The organism is Sphingobium sp. Ant17 (assembly GCF_000588875.1).
Lineage (GTDB): Bacteria > Pseudomonadota > Alphaproteobacteria > Sphingomonadales > Sphingomonadaceae > Sphingobium.
On record NZ_JEMV01000043.1, the window covers coordinates 18,858 to 35,688 of the forward strand.

15 protein-coding genes and 2 pseudogenes are annotated in these 16,831 nt (G+C 62.8%); 3 read left to right on the forward strand and 14 right to left on the reverse strand.

The features are described 5' to 3' along the window. Nucleotides 1-70 precede the first annotated feature (70 nt). From rseP to rpsB, 9 genes and pseudogenes are all read right to left on the reverse strand, one after another. Nucleotides 71-1,204 carry an RIP metalloprotease RseP gene (gene rseP, locus BF95_RS17285; protein ID WP_043152915.1) on the reverse strand — a complete coding sequence of 378 codons (1,134 nt, stop codon included), beginning with the start codon at nt 1,202-1,204 and terminating at the stop codon, nt 71-73. Next, complete coding sequence (locus BF95_RS17290) at nt 1,201-2,358, reverse strand: 1-deoxy-D-xylulose-5-phosphate reductoisomerase (RefSeq protein WP_043152918.1); 1,158 nt, start codon at nt 2,356-2,358, stop codon at nt 1,201-1,203. Before BF95_RS17290 ends, rseP begins: the two co-directional genes overlap by 4 nt. After that, nucleotides 2,358-3,134, reverse strand: coding sequence for a phosphatidate cytidylyltransferase (locus BF95_RS17295; RefSeq protein WP_043152920.1), 777 nt, complete (start codon nt 3,132-3,134; stop codon nt 2,358-2,360). The genes BF95_RS17290 and BF95_RS17295 overlap by 1 nt, the downstream gene beginning before the upstream one ends. A 3-nt stretch (nt 3,135-3,137) precedes the next feature. Next, nucleotides 3,138-3,878, reverse strand: coding sequence for an isoprenyl transferase (locus BF95_RS17300; RefSeq protein WP_043152923.1), 741 nt, complete (start codon nt 3,876-3,878; stop codon nt 3,138-3,140). Nucleotides 3,879-3,921: 43 nt separating this feature from the next. Further along, a pseudogene (gene frr, locus BF95_RS17305) lies at nt 3,922-4,478 on the reverse strand (ribosome recycling factor). Between the two features lie 3 nt (nt 4,479-4,481). Continuing rightward, nucleotides 4,482-5,207, reverse strand: a complete 726-nt coding sequence (gene pyrH / locus BF95_RS17310) for a UMP kinase (protein WP_043152925.1) — start codon at nt 5,205-5,207, stop codon at nt 4,482-4,484. Between the two features lie 272 nt (nt 5,208-5,479). Further along, nucleotides 5,480-6,106 carry a calcium-binding protein gene (locus tag BF95_RS17315; protein ID WP_235209824.1) on the reverse strand — a complete coding sequence of 209 codons (627 nt, stop codon included), beginning with the start codon at nt 6,104-6,106 and terminating at the stop codon, nt 5,480-5,482. Nucleotides 6,107-6,330: 224 nt separating this feature from the next. Beyond that, nucleotides 6,331-7,257, reverse strand: coding sequence for a translation elongation factor Ts (gene tsf, locus BF95_RS17320; protein ID WP_043152927.1), 927 nt, complete (start codon nt 7,255-7,257; stop codon nt 6,331-6,333). Between the two features lie 97 nt (nt 7,258-7,354). Continuing rightward, nucleotides 7,355-8,113 carry a 30S ribosomal protein S2 gene (gene rpsB / locus BF95_RS17325; RefSeq protein WP_043152929.1) on the reverse strand — a complete coding sequence of 253 codons (759 nt, stop codon included), beginning with the start codon at nt 8,111-8,113 and terminating at the stop codon, nt 7,355-7,357. A 268-nt stretch (nt 8,114-8,381) separates the two neighbouring features. Between rpsB and BF95_RS17330 the strand changes: the two genes are divergently transcribed. Next, the gene (locus tag BF95_RS17330) at nt 8,382-8,606 is read left to right on the forward strand and encodes a hypothetical protein (protein WP_043152931.1); all 225 of its coding nucleotides are present in this window, start codon (nt 8,382-8,384) and stop codon (nt 8,604-8,606) included. A gap of 7 nt (nt 8,607-8,613) precedes the next feature. Here the strand turns inward: BF95_RS17330 and BF95_RS17335 are convergent, their stop codons facing one another. Both BF95_RS17335 and BF95_RS17340 read right to left on the reverse strand, forming a co-directional pair. Beyond that, the gene (locus BF95_RS17335) at nt 8,614-9,399 is read right to left on the reverse strand and encodes a CDP-alcohol phosphatidyltransferase family protein (RefSeq protein WP_043152933.1); all 786 of its coding nucleotides are present in this window, start codon (nt 9,397-9,399) and stop codon (nt 8,614-8,616) included. Further along, nucleotides 9,396-10,130, reverse strand: coding sequence for a phosphatidylserine decarboxylase (locus tag BF95_RS17340; protein WP_043152944.1), 735 nt, complete (start codon nt 10,128-10,130; stop codon nt 9,396-9,398). Before BF95_RS17340 ends, BF95_RS17335 begins: the two co-directional genes overlap by 4 nt. 158 nt (nt 10,131-10,288) lie before the next feature. Between BF95_RS17340 and BF95_RS17345 the strand changes: the two genes are divergently transcribed. Further along, the gene (locus tag BF95_RS17345; RefSeq protein ID WP_043152948.1) at nt 10,289-11,509 is read left to right on the forward strand and encodes an NADP-dependent isocitrate dehydrogenase; all 1,221 of its coding nucleotides are present in this window, start codon (nt 10,289-10,291) and stop codon (nt 11,507-11,509) included. Nucleotides 11,510-11,604: 95 nt separating this feature from the next. Continuing rightward, nucleotides 11,605-13,218 carry a bifunctional GNAT family N-acetyltransferase/carbon-nitrogen hydrolase family protein gene (locus BF95_RS17350; RefSeq protein WP_043152935.1) on the forward strand — a complete coding sequence of 538 codons (1,614 nt, stop codon included), beginning with the start codon at nt 11,605-11,607 and terminating at the stop codon, nt 13,216-13,218. A gap of 5 nt (nt 13,219-13,223) precedes the next feature. Here the strand turns inward: BF95_RS17350 and nagZ are convergent. The 3 genes and pseudogenes from nagZ to argS all read right to left on the reverse strand — a co-directional run bounded on the left by nagZ (nt 13,224) and on the right by argS (nt 16,758). After that, nucleotides 13,224-14,236, reverse strand: a pseudogene (gene nagZ, locus BF95_RS17355) (beta-N-acetylhexosaminidase). Nucleotides 14,237-14,288: 52 nt separating this feature from the next. Next, entirely contained in the window at nt 14,289-15,011 is a 723-nt protein-coding gene (locus BF95_RS17360; protein ID WP_043152938.1) for an SPOR domain-containing protein, read from the reverse strand. A 22-nt stretch (nt 15,012-15,033) separates the two neighbouring features. Beyond that, complete coding sequence (gene argS / locus BF95_RS17365) at nt 15,034-16,758, reverse strand: arginine--tRNA ligase (RefSeq protein ID WP_043152950.1); 1,725 nt, start codon at nt 16,756-16,758, stop codon at nt 15,034-15,036. Nucleotides 16,759-16,831: the final 73 nt, after the last annotated feature.

The window sequence follows — 16,831 nt, forward strand, 5'->3', positions numbered from 1 at the left end:
CAAAAACTCGAAAAATTTTGTTTCCGCCGCAACAGACGTCGCCAAACCGGGCTTCCCTGCCCGATGCACGTCAACCGATCAAGCCGGACAGGCTCTTCCACAGCCCGAAAGACGACAAATCGTTGAAAGTCACCAGCACCATCACCGTCATCAACAGCGCAAGACCCGACCTGTAGGCCCATTCCTGCACCTGCGGGCTGACCGGCCGACGCTGTAGCGCCTCAATCCCGTAAAACAGCAGATGCCCACCATCCAGCATGGGGATTGGCAATAAGTTGATGAACCCCAAGTTAATCGAGATGAGCGCCATGAAAGTCAGGAAGCCCATCAGCCCCATCATCGCGGCCTGGCCGGACACATCGGCGATCTTGAGCGGCCCACCCAATTCCTTGACCGACCGACGGCCCGTGATGATCTGGCCGAGGCCATCCATGGCGGACACGAACATCTGCCCGGTCCGCACCGTGCCGATCACGGGGATTTCCCATAGCGCGATATCCCGAAATTCGATCTTGTCGGACATAACGCCCAACTGGCCGAAGCGGTAGATATTGCCGAACCGGTCCTTTTCGATCCGTTCGCCCGCCGCGATCGTCATGGCCGTGCGTTGCCCGTCCCGTTCGATGACATAGGGCAATGCGTCGCCCGGACGCAGCGATACGATCGGCGCGATGTCGGTGAAACTATCGATCTGTCGCCCCATGATCGACACGATACGGTCGCCCGGACGCAGGCCCGCTTTCTCCGCCGCCGATGCCGGTGCGACCTGCTGCACCACTGGCGGGCTGACAGGGTCGCCCTTCCAATAGGCAAGGCCGCCCAGCAGCAGGATCGCGAAGAGGAAATTGACCGCAGGGCCGGCTGCGACGATCGCCGCGCGCTGCCACACCGGTTTGGCAGGAAAGCTCTCGGCCCGGTCCTGCGCGGACATTTGCAGCCAAGCGGGATCGGCCTGACTCGCCGCGTTCATGTCGCCCTTGAAGCGGACATAGCCGCCCAAGGGCAGCGCCGCGAGCCGCCAGCGCGTTCCGCGCTTGTCGACCCAGGCGAGCAATTCCGGGCCGAAGCCGATGGAGAATGCCTCCGCCTTCACTCCGCACCAGCGTCCGACAATATAATGGCCAAACTCATGCACGAAAACGAGCGGCCCTATGACCGCCACGAAAGCGAGAACGGTCAGCAGGAAACCGGGATTTTCTATCAAGCCGTCAATCTTTCCATCACTTGGCCCGCATGTCGGCGTGCCGCGGCATCCGCCGCCAGCACATCCTCAATCGCATGAGGCGCAGGCGCGCTATAGCGGGTCAACACTTCGTCCACAATCATGGCGATATCAAGGAAGCGGACGCGCCCGGCGAGAAAAGCGGCGACGGCGACTTCGTTGGCCGCGTTCAAAATCGCCGGAACGGCCCCGCCCGCCTCGGCCGCCTGCCGCGCCAGGCGCAGCGCGGGGAAGCGTTCCGGGTCGGGCGCTTCGAAATCGAGCCGTCCGATCCGCGCCAGATCGAGCGGTTGGCACGGCGTAGCGATCCGCCGGGGCCACGCCAGCGCATGGGCGATCGGGATCCGCATGTCGGGCGAGCCCAATTGCGCCAAGGTCGACCGGTCGCGATATTCGACCATCGAATGGATGACCGATTGGGGATGGACCAATATCTCGATGCGGTCGAGGCCGACCGGGAAGAGATAGGCCGCCTCGATAAATTCCAGCCCCTTGTTCATCATCGTCGCGCTATCGACGCTGATCTTCGCGCCCATCGACCAGTTGGGATGCGCGACCGCCTGTTTGGGCGTGATGTCCGCCATCTCGGCGCGGGTGCGGGTACGGAAGGGGCCACCGCTCGCAGTCAGGATGATCCTTGCCACATCGTCGAGGCTGCTGCCCGCAAGACACTGGAATATCGCATTATGTTCGCTATCGACCGGCAGCAGGGTCGCGCCGGAGGCGCGCGCCGCCTCCATCATCAGCCCGCCCGCCGACACCAGCGATTCCTTGTTGGCCAGCGCCACCGTACCGCCCGCCTTGAGCGCGGCCATGGTGGGCCGCAGTCCGGCACAGCCGACGATCGACGCCATGGTCCAGTCGGCCCCGGACCCCGCGACATCGACCAGCGCCTCTTCGCCCGCCGCTGCTTCGACACCGGACCCGGCCAATGCGGCTTTGAGCGCGTCATAGCGCGCTGGATCGCCGATCACGGCGATCCGCGCCTTGGTCGCCTTCGCCGCTTGCGCCAAACCCTCGACATCGCTGTTGGCGGTGAGCGCAACGACCGCATAGGCCTCTGGATCGCGCCGGATCAGGTCCAGCGTGGACATCCCCACCGATCCCGTCGCGCCAAAGATCGAAACCGTCCGCATCATGCCTGTCCCACCATCAGATATAGCAGGGCGGCGAGCGGCGCGGCGGCCACCACACCGTCCAGCCGGTCCATTACCCCGCCATGGCCGGGCAGCAGCATCCCGCTGTCCTTGACCCCCGCGCGCCGCTTCATCGCGCTTTCGAACAGGTCGCCCAATTGCGCCGCGACCGCCAGCAAGCCGCTCGCCGCCGCCAACTGAATCGGCAGGCCAGCGAACCGATGCAGCAGGAAGCCGGTGATCAATGCAGCCAGTACGCCTCCGGCCAGCCCGGCCCAGGTCTTGGACGGGCTGATGCGTGGCGCGAGTTTGGGACCGCCAATCGACCGCCCCGCGAAATACGCGCCGATGTCCGTCGCCCACACCAGCGCCAGCGCCCAGAACGCCAGCAATAGGCCGTAAAAATTGGGTTCCTGCCCGCGCAGGAAGAGCAATGCCATCACCGGCACACATATGTAGAAAATGCCAAAAGCGAGCCTGTACCCGCGGGTCGCGGCCATCACGAAGAGGAACGCCGCGATCATCAGGCCAACGGCGAAGCCATCCACCCCCGCCGCCAAGGGACATAGGATCGCGAGCGGCACCGAAACGGCGAACATCGACAATTTGCGCTGTTCGGCGCTGGCCCCGTTCAGGTCGGCCCACTCGCCCTGCATCAACACGCCCGCCACCGCCAGCAAGAGCCAAAAGAGCAATCCCCCCGACAGCAACGCGCCGAGTGCCAGCGCGATCAGGGCGACGCCGACGATGCTGCGGGTCCGCAATTCGCTGGCCATGGCTTACAACCCGCCGAAGCGGCGGTCCCTCAAGCGGAAGGCGGCGAGCGCTCGCCCCAGTTCGGCGGCGCCGAAATCGGGCCACAGCATGTCGGTGAAATAAAGTTCGGCATAGGCCGCCTGCCAGAGCATGAAATTGCTCAGCCGCTGTTCGCCCGACGTGCGGATCAGCAAGTCTAGCGGCGGCAGATCGGCGGTATCGAGCGCAGCACCGATCGTCTCCACGCCAATCTCGTCGGCGCGCATCTCGCCGCGCGCGACGCGCTGGGCCAGTTGTTGCGCCGCACGCACCATCTCATCCTGCGCGCCATAATTGAGCGCGATCGCGATCACCGGCCCTGAATTGGCGGCGGTGCGGGCGACGGCTGCTTCGATCAGATCCACCAGCGAGGCATCGAGCACACGATAATTGCCGATCACCCGCAACCGGACGCCGTTAGCATGAAACTCGTCCAGATCCGCCTGAATGAAGTGGCGCAGCAGCCCCATAAGGTCGGCGACTTCCCCCGGCGGGCGCTTCCAATTCTCGGAGGAAAAGGCATACAGCGTCAGGCATTCCAGCCCCATGTCGCGTGCCGCGCGCGCAACCCGGCGCACCGCTTCCACCCCGGCACGATGGCCGGCGATGCGCGGGAGCAGGCGCTTCTTGGCCCAGCGGCCATTGCCATCCATGATGATGGCGACATGGCGTGCGCCATGAACAGGCGCGGTGCTGGTCAGGTCGGACTTGGCTTGCGTGGCCATCAGATCAGGATGCGGGCAATGGCCACAAAAGGAAAGCCCCGGCTTACTGGCCGAGGATTTCCTTTCTCCTCGACGCGACGCGGCGTCGATATCTGCGATGATGCTGTCGGTCAGCTTCTGCACTTCGGTTTCCAGGCGCTTGCGCTCATCCTCGCTGATTTCGCCCTTCTTCTCGTCCGCCTTCAGATTGTCCATGCCATCGCGGCGAACATTGCGCACCGCGATGCGCGCGCCTTCGGCATATTTGCTGGCAAGCTTGGCCAGTTCCTTGCGCCGATCTTCGGTCAGGTCGGGGATCGGGAGGCGCAGCGTCTGGCCGTCTGTGATGGGGTTGAGGCCCAGGCCCGCCGAGCGGATCGCCTTGTCGACCGGGCCGACATTGGTCTTGTCCCACACCTGAACCGACAACATGCGCGGTTCGGGGGCGGACACGGTGGCGACCTGATTGAGCGGCATCGAGGCACCATAAACGGTGACCATGACCGGATCGAGCAGCATCACATTGGCGCGGCCAGTGCGCAAACCAGACAAATCGCCCTTGAGCGATTCGACGGCACCCGCCATGCGGCGTTCCAGGTCGGATTTGTCATATTGGGCCATGTGTCAGCGCTCCTGATTATGCACGATCGTCGCGACGCCCTGCCCCGCCAACACTGTCGCCAGGTTGCCGGTTTCGCGGATGTTGAACACGACGATGGGAATATTGTTTTCGCGGCAGAGGGCAATGGCGCTTGCGTCCATAACCTTTAGATTATCGGCCAGAACCCGATCGAAGCTGATTGCGTCATAGCGGGTCGCATCGGCCACCTTCTTGGGATCGGCATTATAGACGCCATCGACGCTGGTGCCCTTGAAGATCGCGTCGCAATTCATTTCGGCGGCACGCAAGGCGGCGGTCGTATCGGTCGTGAAGAAGGGGTTTCCGGTGCCCGCCGCAAAGATGACGATCCGGCCCTTCTCCATATGCCGCACCGCCTTGCGCCGGATATAGGGTTCGCACACCGATGCCATCGGGATGGCCGATTGGACGCGGGTGTCATAACCCAGCTTTTCCAGCGCATTCTGTACCGCCAGCGCGTTCATGACCGTCGCCAACATGCCCATATAATCGGCGCTGGTGCGGTCGAAACCCTTGGCCGCGCCGGCAAGGCCGCGGAAGATGTTGCCGCCGCCCACGACGACGCACAGTTCGAACCCGGCTTCACGCGCCGCCGCAATCTCGCCCGCGACGCGATTGACGGTTTCGGGTTCGATACCGAACTGGCCCTGCCCCATCAGGACTTCGCCAGACAATTTCAGCAGGATGCGCTTGTAGGCAGGCCGGGTCATAGGCGGTAGGAGTCCATGTCGCTAGCGGGAAGGCCAGCGATCATTAGTCAGCCCAACGCCCAATGCCAAGGGGCGTTTGTCGTCAAATATCATGTTGCGTCGATGGGCGGCCCTAGCTTTGCCCCGACCTTTGCTATCCTGACATCAAAATCCGTTGGCTTGTGTTCCCTTCGGCAGACGGCCTCAACAGGGACGATCGGGCAGGCAGGGTGGCGCGCCCCCGCCCGGTGGCCGCTTGCCGCCCCGCAATGCCGGTCGCAACTCATCCATGGTCAGCCAGCCGTCATGATTGGCATCGGCCGCATCGAAGCGTTTGCCTGATAGGCCAGCAATTCGTCCAGCGAGAGACCTGCATCATAATTGCTGTTCGCCTGAGTGATCAGGCCGACGCTGAGCGGTTCGATGAGTGTCGCCAAGCCTCTACTGCCCGGATCGTCGCCGACATCGGGCAAAAGCACTTCCGCCACTGGACCGCCCCGGTCGCCTGCCCCCGCCACCTCCGACGAGGCCACCGAACCCATTTGCCGCTGCCAGGCGACGAATTCCGCATAGCTGACCGCGCCGTCATGATTACTATCGATCTTGGTGAAGCGCGCGCGAATGAGGACGTCACGCCGGGCATCGAACAGGCCGCGCAGTTCGTCGATCGTGACCATGTCATCCCGGTTGACGTCGCCTTCACGGAACATCGCCGTCACGATCTTGTCGAACTGCGCGCGCTTGATCGGCTTGGGGGGCGTGGGTCGGCGCGGTCCGCTCATGTTAGCGGGCGGTCCACCGCCGCCGCCGCCCGGGGGGCCAACCCCACCCTGCATACCTCCACCCATCCCGCCCTGGGCCAGAACAGGGGCGGTGCAAAGCACCAGCGACGCCAGTGCGCCGGACAATGATGTGCGCATCGACAATGCAAACTCCGCCAAAGTGAGAGCCGCGGGTGGATATCCATTCAACCCGCGCGCCCCAAGCCACGTCTGGTGCAGAGACGTCACGGTCTTGCCAATTCAGTAGCGAGCGCGCTGTTCCACGGCCGGTCGGGACTGGATCGCACGACACGAGGACCAGGCAAAAAAAGAGCGCCCAAAAGGGCGCTCTTTCCAATGCGTCGGAACAGTAAGTCCGCGTTTTAGACGCCAGCTGCAGCCGCGACTTCCGCCGCGAAGTCGCTGACTTCCTTTTCAATGCCTTCGCCCAGCTGGAAGCGGACATAGCCCTTCAGGCTGATCGACGCGCCGGCTTCCTTGGCAGCCTTGGCAACGACATCGGCGACCGGGGTCTTGTTGTCCATCACGAACAGCTGCGAGAGCAAGGCGTTTTCCTTGGCGAACTTGGCCACCGCGCCATCGACCATCTTGGCGACGATCTCGGCAGGCTTGCCCGATTCGGCGGCCTTTTCGGCAGCGATCGCGCGCTCCCGTTCCAGCAGCGACGGATCGATGTCCGAAGCGGCCAGCGCCAGCGGGAAGGCAGCGGCGATGTGCATCGCGATCTGCTTGCCCAAAGGCTCCATAACCTCGGCCGATGCATCGCCTTCCAGCGCGACCAGAACGCCGATCTTGCCGAGGCCCGGCGCGGCTGCGTTGTGGACGTAGGGAACGACGACGCCCTGGCTCACTTCGACATGGCCGACACGACGAACGGTCTGATTCTCACCGATGGTGGCGATGTTGGCGACCAGCTTTTCAGCGACGGTCCCGCCCGACGGATAGGCAGCGGCCGACAGCGCTTCGGCGTCGGCAGCGCCGGTTTCAAGCGCGATCGTCGCGACGGTGCGGACGAAATCCTGAAACTGTTCGTTCTTGGCAACGAAGTCGGTTTCGCTGTTCACTTCGACGGCGACACCCTTGGTCCCGGCAACGGCGACGCCGACCAGACCTTCGGCCGCAGTGCGGCTCGACTTCTTCTGCGCCGCGGCCAGACCCTTGGCGCGCAACCAGTCGGTTGCCGCTTCGATGTCGCCATTGGCTTCGGTCAGCGCCTTCTTGCAATCCATCATGCCCGCGCCCGAACGGTCGCGAAGTTCTTTGACAGAAGCAGCGGTAATATCGGCCATGTTTCGGCTCCTAGATCAGTGTGGTTCAAATATGCGGCAGGGCGCGTCTCTGAAAGAGCGCGCCCTAGCCTGTCATTCTTGCAGTTGCGCGACGCCCTTAGGCTTCAGCGACAACCTCTTCCGCCATCGGCTCGTCCATCGCGCCGAGATCGACGCCCGAAGCCTGCTGCGCACCACGGTTGCCCTTGGTCGCGGCGGCCGCAATGGCGTCGCAATAGAGGCGGATGGCGCGGCTGGCGTCGTCGTTCGCGGGGACCGGGAACGCGATGCCGTCGGGCGAGACGTTCGAATCGAGGATCGCAACGACCGGGATACCCAGCGTGTTGGCTTCCTTGATCGCCAGCTCTTCCTTGTTCGCGTCGATCACGAACATGACATCGGGAATACCGCCCATGTCGCGAATGCCGCCCAGCGACATTTCGAGCTTCTCATGCTCGCGCGTCATCTGAAGCACTTCCTTCTTCGTCAGGCCGTGGGTGTCACCCTGCAGCTTTTCCTCAAGGGTCTTCAAACGCTTGATCGAACCGGAAATGGTCTTCCAGTTGGTGAGCATACCGCCCAACCAGCGGTGGTTGACGAAATGCTGGCCGGACTTGCGGGCGGCCTCGGCAATCGGATCCTGCGCCTGGCGCTTGGTGCCGACAAAGAGCACCTTGCCACCGGCAGCAACCGTGCCCGATACGAAGTCGAGCGCGCGGCCGAACAAGGGCACGGTCTGCGACAGGTCAAGAATGTGAATGCCGTTGCGCTCGCCGAAGATGTACGGCTTCATGCGCGGATTCCAGCGATGGGTCTGGTGGCCGAAATGGGCGCCAGCGTCGATCAATTGGTGCATGGTGACAACAGGGGCCGCCATAAGATAGTCTCCTTCCGGTTAATGCCTCTGGGAATCGGGAACCGCAGAAAGCCTGAAAGGCTACTGCCAGCACCGGATATGATGATTCCCATGTGGAATGAGGCGCGCCTTTAACGCCGCAAAAAAAAAAAAAAAAAAATTGCGCAAGGGTTGACTTGCGCTCCAGGACAGAACATAAAGTGAACAAACGGAACAAAGGCGGTTCGCTGCCGTTGGGACCGTCATAGTGAGGCTAGCCGTGCAAATGGCAAGATGGAAAGTGACCACGATGTTCACATTCGTTGCAGCGACCCTGTTCTTTGGCGCATTCCTGATGGCCATGGGAACCATCGCATGGATGTTCCTACTCTATCATGACAAGATGATAGCAGCGCTGCAGTTCGAGCCGATCCCCCACATACCGGTCTATCAGATCCGTATCCGTCGGCCCCGCGCCGTCGATGCAGGCCGCGCTGCCGCCGTTCGGGTGCCGAACGGGGCTGTCACGGCCTGATCGCTTTTCAGGCGGGTGTTTCGGACGCAGCCTCGCGCGTCCGCACCACCTTGGCATAGGAGACTATGCCGAACGGGATCAGGGCCACATAGACCGCACAGATCAACAGCAGCGTCAGCCAGGGATCGGTCACCAGCAGCGCCGCCAACAGGCCAGCAAAGGCGATGACTTCCAACCGGATGCGCTTGCGCAACCGCAGGGCCGACCAGCTATAGGTCGCGATGTTGGAGATCATCAGGAAAGCGATGAAGGCCGTCCAGGGTGCCACGATATACCAGGCCCGGAAAATGTCCTCACCGGTCACCAGCCATAGATAGAGTGGAACGAAAGATAGGCCCGCCCCGGCTGGCGCGGGAACGCCGGTCATGAAACCGGCGGATTTATGCGGCTGTTGTTCCGCATCGATATTGGCGTTGAACCGCGCCAGGCGCAGCGCGCAGGAGAGCGCATGGGCAAGCGCGAAGATCCAGCCGAATTTCGGCATCGCGTGCAATGACCAAAGATAGAGGATCAAGGCTGGCGCGACGCCGAAGGCGATCGAATCGGACAGGGAGTCCAACTCCGCGCCAAACCGGCTTTCGCCCCGCAGCATCCGCGCGATCCGACCATCGAGACCATCCAGCACACCGGCAAAGATGATCGACAGCACGGCCCGCTCCCAGTCGCCCGATATGCCGTAGCGCACCCCGGTCAGGCCAAAGCACAGGGCCATCGCCGTGACCGCATTGGGCGCGAGCATGCGCAGGGTGATCCCCCGCCGCACCCCTTGCGGCACGGCGCGCCGCCGCCTCATTGTTGAATACCGGCGATGACCCGGCGATCGCCCATCTGGCCCAGGATGGTTTCCCCGGCGATGGTGCGTTGACCCAGAATTACGCGCGGCGCGGTCCCAGCAGGCAGATAGACATCGACCCGGCTGCCAAAGCGGATGAGGCCGATGCGCTGGCCTGCCGCGACCATGTCGCCCGGCTTGACGAAGGGCACGATCCGGCGCGCGACCAGGCCCGCAATCTGGGTAAAGCCGATGCGCACCCCGTCATGGCGTTCGACCAATATATGCTGCCGCTCATTATCCTCGCTCGCCTTGTCGAGATCGGCATTGAGGAATTTGCCCGAAATATAGACGACCGACTTGATCGTGCCGCCGATGGGCGTGCGATTGATGTGGACGTCGAAGACGCTCATGAAGATCGACACCCGGATCATCGGCTGGTCGCCGAGGCCGTCTATGCCCGCCATCTCGCGCGGCGGGGGCACGCGCTGGATCAGCGTTACCAGGCCATCGGCAGGGGCAATGATCGCGCCTTCATCCTGCGGCACGGCGCGCACTGGATCCCGGAAGAAAGCGAAGACCCAGATCGTCACCATCAGCATCAGCCATCCCAGCACCTCCCATCCCACGAGGAACAGGAGCGCCGTGATCGCAACGGCGATCAGGCCGAATTTCATTCCCTCCGGGTGAACCGAAGGGAAACGCCATTTGACATTGCCGCCAGCGGCAATCGTAATCTCATTATTGTCCATGGCCACCATCTGTAGGGAGAGAGCTTCCCCCTGACAACGGCCCATCCCCGCTAAGGCTCCGGCCCGACATATAACTGTGCCTGCGCAGTTGAACATTTGTCCCGCTTTGCCTAGGGCGATTGCCAAATCCACCCACGATGAAGAAGGCGAACAGGCGCATGGCGAAGATCAAGGTGAAGAACCCGGTCGTAGAGATTGACGGCGATGAAATGACCCGGATCATCTGGGAATGGATCCGCGAGCGGCTGATCCTCCCCTATCTAGACATCGACCTGAAATATTATGACCTGTCCGTCCAGAAGCGCGACGAGACGAACGACCAGATCACGGTCGATTGCGCCAATGCGATCAAGCAATATGGCGTCGGCGTGAAATGCGCCACTATCACCCCTGACGAACAGCGGGTCGAGGAATTCAACCTCAAGTCGATGTGGAAGTCGCCCAACGGCACGATCCGCAACATCCTGGGCGGCGTCGTGTTCCGCGAACCGATCGTCATCAAGAACGTCCCCCGTCTGGTCCCCGGCTGGACCGACCCGATCGTCATCGGCCGCCATGCCTTTGGCGACCAGTATAAGGCGACCGACTTCCTGGTCCCCGGCCCCGGCAAGCTGCGCCTGATCTGGGACGGCGAAAATGGTGAGAAGATCGAAAAGGAAGTGTTCGACTTCCCGGCCGCTGGCGTTGCCATGGGCATGTATAATCTGGACGAATCGATCCGCGACTTCGCCAAGGCGAGCATGAACTATGCGCTTGATCGCGGATGGCCGCTCTATCTGTCGACCAAGAACACCATCCTCAAAGCCTATGATGGCCGCTTCAAGGATCTGTTCCAGGAAGTGTTCGACGCCGAATTCGCCGACAAGTTCAAGGCGGCAGGCATCGTCTATGAGCATCGCCTGATCGACGACATGGTCGCGTCCGCGCTCAAGTGGAGCGGCAAGTTCGTCTGGGCCTGCAAAAATTATGATGGCGATGTCCAGTCCGACACCGTGGCGCAGGGCTTCGGCTCGCTCGGCCTCATGACCTCGGTCCTGCTCTCGCCCGACGGCAAGACGGTGGAAGCCGAAGCGGCACACGGCACCGTCACCCGCCACTATCGCCAGCATCAGCAGGGCAAGGCGACCTCGACCAACCCGATCGCGTCGATCTTCGCCTGGACGCAGGGCCTGTCCTTCCGCGGCAAGTTCGACGGCACGCCCGACGTCACCAAATTCGCCGAAACCCTGGAACGCGTCTGCATCAAGACCGTCGAGGATGGCGCGATGACCAAGGATCTGGCGCTGCTGATCGGCCCGGAACAGGCCTGGATGACGACGGAGCAATTCTTCGAACAGATCCGCGTCAATCTGGAAGCCGAAATGGGCAAGTGGAACTGATAGGCTTCTGAAGCTTTCAGTACGCAAACGGAATGAGGCGGTGCCGACTATCGGTGCCGCCTTTTCCATAGCCATCGCGCCGAGGGAATGAAGCCATGACGACAGCCACCCAAAAACGCCTGGAGGTGCGCTCGGCGGTTCCGACCGACGTGCGCGCGATCATCCGACTTATCGCCCGCGTCTATCCGGGTATGCCGAATTATTCTCCTGCCACCGTGCGCGGCCAGATCAACAATTTCCCCGACGGCTGTTTCGTCGCGCTCTACGACAATAAGGTCGTGGGCTATTGTGCGACGATGCGGGTCAGCAAGGGCATGGCCTTTGCCTGGCATGACTGGGAAGAGATCACCGCCAACGGCTTTGGCACACGCCACAGCGCGGCGGGCGAATGGCTCTATGGCTATGAGATGGCCGTGGACCCCAAGCTGCGCGGCCTGCGCATCGGCCAGCGCCTCTATGACGAACGCAAGGAACTGGCCGAACAACTCGATCTGCATGGCATCGTCATTGCCGGCCGGATGCCGGGCTATCTGCGCTCCAAGCGCAAGGTCGAGAGCCCGAAGGATTATCTGGACAAGGTTGCGGCGGGCAAGATCCGCGATCAGGTCGTCAGCTTCCAGCTCAAGAACCAGTTCGAACCGCTGGGTGTGCTGGAAAATTATCTGCCCGAAGACAAGCAGTCCGACGGCCACGCCGCGCACCTCGTCTGGCGCAACCCCTATGTCGACCCTGACGAAGCGCCCGAAATGCGCGTGCCGCGCGGCGTCGAAAGCGTCCGCCTGGCCACCTGCCAGTTGCAGGCGCGCGCCGTCGAGGATTTCGAGGGGTTCGTCCGCAACATCGAATATTTCGTCGATGTCGCGGCGGACTATCGCTCCGACTTCATTGTTTTCCCTGAGCTTTTCACCCTGCCCCTGCTGTCGTTCGAGACCAAGAAACTCAATCCGATGGAGGCGATCGACAAGCTCACCAGCTACACGCCGCGCCTGACCAAGGAACTGACGCGGATGGCGCTGCAATATAATATCAATATCATCGGCGGCTCTCACCCGACCCGCGCCGATGATGGCGATATCCAGAATATCGCCTATGTCGCGCTGCGCGATGGCTCGGTCCACACGCAGGAGAAGATCCACCCCACCCCCAATGAATCCTTCTGGTGGAACATCAAGGGTGGCGATTCGCTCGATGTGATCCAGACCGACTGCGGGCCGATCGGGGTGCTGATCTGTTATGACAGCGAGTTTCCCGAACTGGCCCGTCGCCTGGTCGATCAGGGCGCGCGGATCATCTTCGTGCCTTTCTGCACCGATTCGCGGCTGGGCTATATGCGGGTGCGCTATTGTGCGCAGGCGCGCGCGATCGAAAATCAATGCTATGTCGTGATGTCAGGCAATGTCGGCAATCTGCCAAACGTCGACAATATGGACATTCAATATGCCCAAAGCGCGATCCTGACGCCGTGCGACCTGCCCTTTGCGCGGGATGGCATCGCGGCCGAATCGACCGAGAATGTCGAGACGCTGACCATGGCCGATGTGAACCTGGCCGACCTGAGCTGGGCACGCGCCGAAGGCACCGTCCGCAACCTGCGCGACCGGCGTTTCGATCTTTATCATATCGAATGGGACAGCAATCCCGACCATGGCCATGCGCCCAATGGCGGACCCGTGCCCGCCGGTGGCCATAATTCACCGGGTGGTGGCTGAAGCGATCAGGCGGCGACCGGCTCCAACAGCCGGTCGCGCGTCGCCAGCAGCGCTTCCAGTGGCGGCTGATCCGCGCCGCGCGGGGCGCTGGCCATCGCGCGGTCGAGCCGCGCCTGCGACTCGGGCTGGATGTCCGGCAGCGCGTCGGCGATGGCGACCATATCGTCCATCCGCCCCCAGCAATTGAGCGCCAGGTCGCACCCCGCCGCCACGACGCCTGCGGCCAAGTCCGCGATGCTGCCATCCAGCGCCTTCATGTCGAGATCGTCGGACATCAGCAGCCCGTCGAAGCCGATGGCATCGCGGATGATGCCGCCGATCACCTTGGACGACAGGCTGGCGGGCTGCTCTGCATCCCAGGCGGTATAGACGACATGGGCCGTCATCCCCATCGATGCCCAGTTCAGTGTGCGGAACGGGCCAAGGTCGGTTTCCAGCGCATTTAGGTCCGCCTTCACCACCGGTAGCTCCAGATGGCTGTCGACCAAAGCGCGGCCATGCCCCGGCATATGTTTGACGATGCCAACCACGCCGCCCTGCGCCAGTCCCTCCAGCGTCGCGCGACCCAGCGCCGCCACTCGCATCGGTTCGGCCCCCAAAGTCCGGTCACCCATGATGTCGCTTGCCCCATCCTGCCGCACATCGAGCAAGGGCAGCGCGTCGACGGTGATGCCGACTTCCGCAAGCGTCAGGGCGATGGCATGGGCATTGGCCCGCGCTGCTGCGATCGCGCTCGACGGCGCGACATCATAAAGACGATCGAACACCGCGCCGGGCGGAAACGCGGCCCAGACTGGCGGCTGCATCCGGGCGACGCGCCCCCCCTCCTGATCGATCATGATCAGCAGGTCGTCGCGACCATGCAAGGCGCGCAGATCATCGGTCACGCCCGCAGTTGCGCCCGATCGACGATATTGCGCTTGAAGATAATATAGCCTGCGGGCTGCGCCTCGGCAAAGAAGGCGCGCTCGTCAGGGGTCAGGGCTGGCCCGGACAGGCCGAAAATAACAGGCTTCATGGCATCGTCGGTAACGATTTGAGGCGGCCATGTCGAAGGACTTTATCCGCGCTTAGTTTACCATCAGGCAGCTTTCACCCGCCACCTTGAGCTTGCCGCAAATGACGCTCGCCTGTCCGCCCGCGCTGGCGCGCAAACGATAGACGGTGCCGCCGCCGACCTCCGCCGGTTCGACGGTCATGGCGAGCGGCGCAAGATAGGCGAAACGCTTGGACAGGCGGCTCCAGGCATCCTTGGCACCGGCCGCACTGCCATAAGCGCCCAGTTGGATCATGGCCCCGCCGGTTGCGGCCTTGGTGGCCGCCACCGGTGCGGCGCTGGTGCCGTCGGTCACGCGCGCGCTGACACTTTGGCCGGGCTTGACCGGCACGACCGGCTTCGTGCCCGTGGGTGCGGGCGTACCCTTAGTGATCGGTGCCTCAGGCACCCGGCTGGGGTCGATCCGGCCGTCGCGGGCCACGCCCTCGCTCGCGGCAAAGCTCGCATCGCCCTCGCCATCGAATGTCTTGGCGTCGGCTTCGTTGGCGGCGATCTTATAATCCTGCGTGGGCGCGGTGATCAGTTGGCCCTCACCCGCCGCAGTCCCGCCATTGCGATTTTGCACCCACCACACACCAGCAACGACAGCCCCGACCAGTATCAGGCCCAGCAGGATCAAGCCGAGCAGGCGCAGTGGCGAGAGACTTTCCGCGTCCGTATCGTCGATCGCAGGCTCCAGCCAAGGCAGCCGGTCCTCATCGTCGAAATCGAGTCGACCGCGCCCATAGTCGCTCATTGTTACTTCACTCCGCTTTCATTCACTGCATTTCGGTCAGTGCGACCACGCCCATAAGGGCGAGGCCATTGCGGATAATCTGCCCTATTCCCTGCGCCAGGGAAAGCCGTGCCGCCGTCATCGCCGGATCATCGGCCAGGATCACCCGCGCGCGCGGATCATCATTGCCCATATTCCACCAGCCATGGAAAGCGGACGCCAAGTCATTGAGATAGAAGGCGATACGATGCGGCTCACGCATCTGCGCTGCCCCTTCCACCACGCGCGGGAATTGCGCGGCGAGCTTGACCAGCCCCAATTCGGCCGTCCCAAGAAGGGACAGGTCGGGCGGGGGAAGCGCAATCCCCGCTTCCTGCGTCCGCCGCCCGAGCGAAGAAATGCGCGCATGGGCATATTGGACGTAGAAGACCGGATTGTCCTTCGAGGCTTCCACCACCTTGGCGAAATCGAAATCCATCTGGGCGTCAGCCTTGCGCGTCAGCATGGTGAAGCGCACGACATCCTTGCCCACTTCGCCCACAACATCGGCCAGCGTCACGAAATTGCCCGCGCGCTTCGACATCTTCACCGGCTCGCCGTCGCGCAGCAGCCGCACCATCTGGATCAGCTTGACGTCGAACCGCGCCTTGCCTTCCGTCAGCGCCGCGACCGCCGCCTGGATGCGCTTGACCGTCCCGGCATGGTCCGCCCCCCAAATGTCGATCAACTGATCCGCAGATTGGGCCTTCTGGTAATGATAGGCCATGTCGGCGCCGAAATAGGTCCAGCTGCCGTTCGACTTTTTGATCGGCCGATCCTGATCGTCACCAAACTTGGTCGAACGGAACAGCGGCAGTTCGACCGGTTCCCAATCGTCGGGCAATTCGCCCTTGGGCGCTTCCAGTACGCCGTCATAAACCAGATCCTGCGCCCGCAGCCAGGCTTCGGCCTGTTCGGGCTTGCCCGCCGCCTGCAATGCCGCCTCGGACGAGAAGACGTCATGACGGATGCCGAGCAGCGCCAGGTCGGCGCGGATCATGTCCATCATCTTCGCCACGGCAAAGGTGCGGAAGGTCACCAGCCAGTCGGCTTCGGGTGCATCCACGAACCGATCGCCATATTCGGCAGCGAGCGCCTGACCGACCGGCACCAGATAATCGCCCGGATACAGGCCTTCGGGAATGGCGATCGTCTCGCCCAATGCCTCGCGGTAGCGCAGATGCGCCGAGCGGGCGAGGACATCGACCTGCCCGCCCGCATCGTTGATATAATATTCGCGGATTACCTTATGCCCGGCATATTCGAGCAAGGTAGCGAGCGCGTCGCCCACCACTGCGCCACGGCAATGGCCCATATGCATGGGGCCAGTCGGGTTGGCCGATACATATTCGACGTTGACGGTGATGCCCTGCCCGAAATCGGACCGGCCATAAGCATCGCCATCGGTCTGGATCGCCGCCAGTTCCGCGCGCCATGTCGCATCGGTCAGGGTCAGGTTGATGAAGCCCGGCCCAGCGATGGAGGCGCTTTCGACCTCGTCCAAGGCTTGGAGCTTGGCAACGATCGCCTCGGCCAGCGCGCGCGGATTGGTGCCAGCAGGTTTGGCCAGCACCATCGCGGCGTTGGTCGCCATGTCGCCATGGCTGAGATCACGCGGCGGCTCGACCGTCACCGGCTTGCGGTTGAGACCAGCGGGCAGCACGCCATCAGCCTCCAGCGCGTCCAGAACGGCATCGAGATGGGCGGTAAAACGGGTGTAAAGGGACACGGACATTTCCTCGAAAACAGCGGGGTCTCTACCACGAGTTCTCCCCTTGTTCCCCGGCAGAAGCGGGGTCCAG